Origin of the sequence: Vibrio sp. 10N.222.48.A3 (assembly GCF_041475345.1) — a bacterium.
In the GTDB taxonomy this organism is placed as follows: domain Bacteria; phylum Pseudomonadota; class Gammaproteobacteria; order Enterobacterales; family Vibrionaceae; genus Vibrio; species Vibrio tasmaniensis_A.
The window spans coordinates 1-4,033 of record NZ_JBFRVX010000469.1 but is presented as its reverse complement, the minus strand read 5'-3'; the positions used below and the strand labels follow the sequence as shown (position 1 = coordinate 4,033).

Sequence of the window (4,033 nt, the reverse complement as noted above, 5' to 3'; positions counted from 1 at the left end):
TCATCCTCAAGAGCGAGGAAGGAGCGTGTTGGGGGTCTCTATCAAGTACGATAAACCGAGACTCCCTATCATGTTCGTCCCTCACTGTAGGGAATGACAAATTTAATTTCTATTTTAGGGTTTATTGACCCTATTAACTCAGTGAAAAACTATGTTTAATTTTGCCAATTTTTATCAACTCATTGCCCAAGACACTCGCCTTCAGCCGTGGCTTAATGTTCTTCCTCAACAGCTGACGGATTGGCAAAATGCAGAACACGGCGACTTCGACCGTTGGTTGCGTGCACTGAATAAAATCCCGCAAGGTGTGCCTGACCAAGTTGATCTGAAAAACTCAGTGACGATTGGCAGCTCTACACCGTTCCACACGGGTGAACTTAAAAAGTTAGAAAGCTTACTGAAGACTTTCCACCCTTGGAGAAAAGGCCCTTACACAGTTCACGACATTCATATCGATACAGAATGGCGCAGTGACTGGAAATGGGATCGTGTGCTTCCACATATCTCTCCATTGAAAAACCGTTCGGTTCTCGATGTAGGTTGTGGCAACGGCTACCACATGTGGCGCATGCTAGGTGAAGGCGCTCGCTTGACGGTGGGTATCGACCCTTCTCACTTATTCTTGGTTCAGTTTGAAGCCATTCGTAAATTGATGGGCGACGACCAACGTGCTCACCTATTACCTCTAGGTATTGAGCAACTGCCAAAATTGGAAGCTTACGACACTGTATTCAGCATGGGCGTGCTTTACCACCGCCGTTCACCACTTGATCATTTGATTCAACTAAAAGACCAATTGGTATCTGGTGGCGAACTGGTACTTGAAACGTTAGTGATTGAAGGTGACGAAAACACTGTTCTTGTGCCTGTGGATCGCTACGCGCAAATGAGAAACGTGTACTTCTTCCCATCTGCACGCGCACTGAAACGCTGGCTTGAACAGGTAGGCTTTGAAGACGTGCGTATCGTTGATGAAAATGTCACAACGATTGGCGAACAACGCACAACAGAGTGGATGACACACAACTCTTTACCGGATTACTTAGATCCTAATGATCCAAGTAAAACCGTAGAAGGTCACCCTGCACCAAGGCGTGCGATTCTAGTAGCGACAAAACCTTAAGCTCTGTTACACAAAACCATAAGCTCTGTCGTCATACAGCCACCGTTATTTATATGTGGGAATTTTGATAAAAAAGAGAACTAATTGTACAAAAGTTGCGCTCATGTTTAATAAGTGAGCGCCCTTAAGTGACAATAATTTTCGTAGCGCTCACATTGCGATTCAATATGACCAGACTCTTACAATAGGATGCTTCACGCATCCTTTTTTGTGGGATAAACTTCTAAATAGTCTGAACTATTCTCTAATTTCCAAAGGTTTTTATATGTTTAAGCGATTATCGCCTATCGTGGCGGTTGGTTTGCTCTCTGGTTGCACCCTCACGAGCGGTGCTACCTACCATCAAGAAACTCTCGACGCTATTTCCCGCTCAGAGACAAACATCGCAAACAAGGTTCAAAATCTTGAACTGCAGCTAAGTAATCAAAGTGATTATATTGAAAGCTTGGAAGACGAAATTACCACTCTTTCTAGTCAATTAGATGTTCACCTGACCAGTATGGAACACAGGGTCATTGAAGAGCTAAAAGAAGCCGAGCCTGTTGCCGTTGCAGCTGCACCTACCGCTCCTACATCACAGCCGACTATTCTAGGCGGTATTGAAAAAGTATCGATCGACTCTATCAAACAAAGCTTCGATGCTCGTGTTGATACTGGCGCAACCACCTCTTCTTTAAATGCCGTCGACATCAAAGAATTCGAACGTAACGGTAAAGATTGGGTTAAGTTCCATTTGGCAGATAAAGCACAAGCAAAAGAAGACCAAAAATGGATCGAAGCGCCCGTTGTACGTTATGTGAAAATCCGTCAATCGACGAATGATCAAACAGAACGTCGAGCTGTGATCGAATTATGGGTAAAAGTCGGAAAAATCCATGAAAAAGCGCAATTTACATTGGCGGATCGCTCTCAAATGAGTCACCCTGTATTACTAGGGCGCGAATTTATCAAAGACATAGCGCTAGTAGATGTAAGTAAAAAGTACGTACAAACGGAAGTTAAATAACAATAGTAGGGTAAGCTATGACGTCAAGAATTCCATTTTATATTTCTATATTCCTGCTCATCGTGGCAGGTATAACTCTGAGTATGTTCAGACATACAACCTACGGTGTACCCTGGACTCCAGGCGAAACTAATCAAGTTTGGGACATTGAAGCTCGTATCGAATTCAATGCAGTGGGCAAAGAAGCAAAAGTTTCACTAGCCGCACCTCACACACAGTCTAACTTTACACTTATCGGCGAGTCAGCTTCATCACCAGGCTATGGCATTTCGTACTTGAATACAGATTCAGGTCGCCGTGCTGAGTGGTCAATTCGTCACGCAGATGGTCCGCAGACTATCTACTACAAGACACAGTTCTTAGTCGATAGCCAAGCGAACGTTACCTCAACACCTCCAGAAGGTGATGTGGCTCAACCAAGCTTTGATGGTCCTGAAGAAGCCGCGGCCCTTGCTTTGATTGACAGAGCAACCAAGCGCTCAGCAGACAACATCACCTTTACTCGTGAGTTAATCAAAACGCTTAACGATCCAGACAGCCAAAACTCAGCGCTGATTCTGAATAACATGACCAAAGTGGAAGCGACACACAAGCTACTTTCTGCCGCTAAAATCCACAACAAAGTCGTCGGTGTTATTGAACTGGAAGACGGACGTCGTCGCCAATCAATCCAACACATGAACCAAATTTGGGATAATAACCAGTGGGTTCTATTCTCTCCTGAATCTAGCGAGCAGCAAGTTCAACCAAACCTGCTAATTTGGGATGAATCAAATGTATCTCTATTAGACGTGGTTGGCGGTCAGAACAGTAAAGTTCACTTCTCTATGATTGCTCAGGAAGTTACTCCAACTGAAGCAACCAACAGTAAAGTATCAGCGGATCAACTGTTAAACCTTTCCATTCATAGTCTGCCGCTAGAAGAGCAAGCGATGTTTAAAACCATCATGCTGATTCCTATCGGTGCTCTGATTGTTGTGTTCCTACGTGTCATCATAGGTCTTAAGACTTCTGGTACGTTCATGCCCGTTCTGATTGCCGTGGCATTCGTTCAAACACAGTTGGTTACCGGTATTGTTGGCTTCCTACTGATTGTAGGTACCGGTCTTGTAATTCGAAGTTACTTATCCAAACTCAACCTATTGCTCGTGGCCAGAATATCCGCTGTAATTATTACAGTAATTATGATTATTTCGATATTTACTGTAGTCGCATTTAAAATCGGACTTACAGAAGGCCTATCAATTACGTTCTTCCCAATGATTATCTTGTCTTGGACTATCGAACGTATGTCTATCCTTTGGGAAGAAGAAGGCGCGAAAGAAGTTGTACTTCAAGGTGGTGGCTCTCTATTTACCGCGGTGCTTGTTTACTTAGGTATGACTAACCCGTTCATTCAGCACTTAACGTTTAACTTTATTGGTTTACAGCTTGTTATTCTAGCGACCATCTTGTTACTAGGTAACTACACAGGCTACCGTCTAACCGAGCTTCGTCGCTTTAAACCGCTAGCGGAGGACTAAGTTATGTTTGATCAATTTACTTCACCGTTTAAGTTGAAAGACAAAGGCATAATGGGAATGAACAAGCGTAACCATAGTTATATTGGCCGCTACAATGATCGTTCCAAGTACCCACTCGTTGATGACAAGCTTAAGACTAAAATCATTGCTGAACAGGCTGGCGCCACCGTGCCAAAGCTTATTGGCGTTATTAGCCACCAAGCTGAAGTAAAAACAATCCACAAGATGGTTAAAGAGTGGCCGGGCTTTGTAATCAAGCCCGCTCAAGGCAGTGGTGGTAAAGGCATCCTTGTTGTGATCTCTCATAAAGATGGGGTTTACACCAAACCATCGGGTTCTACTATCAATGAAGAAGATGTAGAGCGCCATATCAGTAACGCG

4 protein-coding genes are annotated in these 4,033 nt (G+C 43.8%); all 4 read left to right on the top strand.

The genetic code is table 11. The annotated features are described in order from the left end of the window. The first annotated feature begins 151 nt into the window (after nt 1-151). Nucleotides 152-1,123 (top strand): tRNA 5-methoxyuridine(34)/uridine 5-oxyacetic acid(34) synthase CmoB, encoded by a 972-nt coding sequence (gene cmoB / locus AB4653_RS14030; RefSeq protein ID WP_102257364.1) that lies wholly within the window; start codon nt 152-154, stop codon nt 1,121-1,123. A 265-nt stretch (nt 1,124-1,388) separates the two neighbouring features. Next, nucleotides 1,389-2,129, top strand: a complete 741-nt coding sequence (locus AB4653_RS14025; RefSeq protein ID WP_009846364.1) for an ATP-dependent zinc protease — start codon at nt 1,389-1,391, stop codon at nt 2,127-2,129. A gap of 17 nt (nt 2,130-2,146) precedes the next feature. After that, complete coding sequence (locus AB4653_RS14020) at nt 2,147-3,652, top strand: inactive transglutaminase family protein (RefSeq protein WP_009846363.1); 1,506 nt, start codon at nt 2,147-2,149, stop codon at nt 3,650-3,652. 3 nt (nt 3,653-3,655) lie between these two features. After that, nucleotides 3,656-4,033 (top strand): sugar-transfer associated ATP-grasp domain-containing protein (locus AB4653_RS14015; RefSeq protein ID WP_372104476.1); only part of this gene is annotated, 378 nt, incomplete at its 3' end.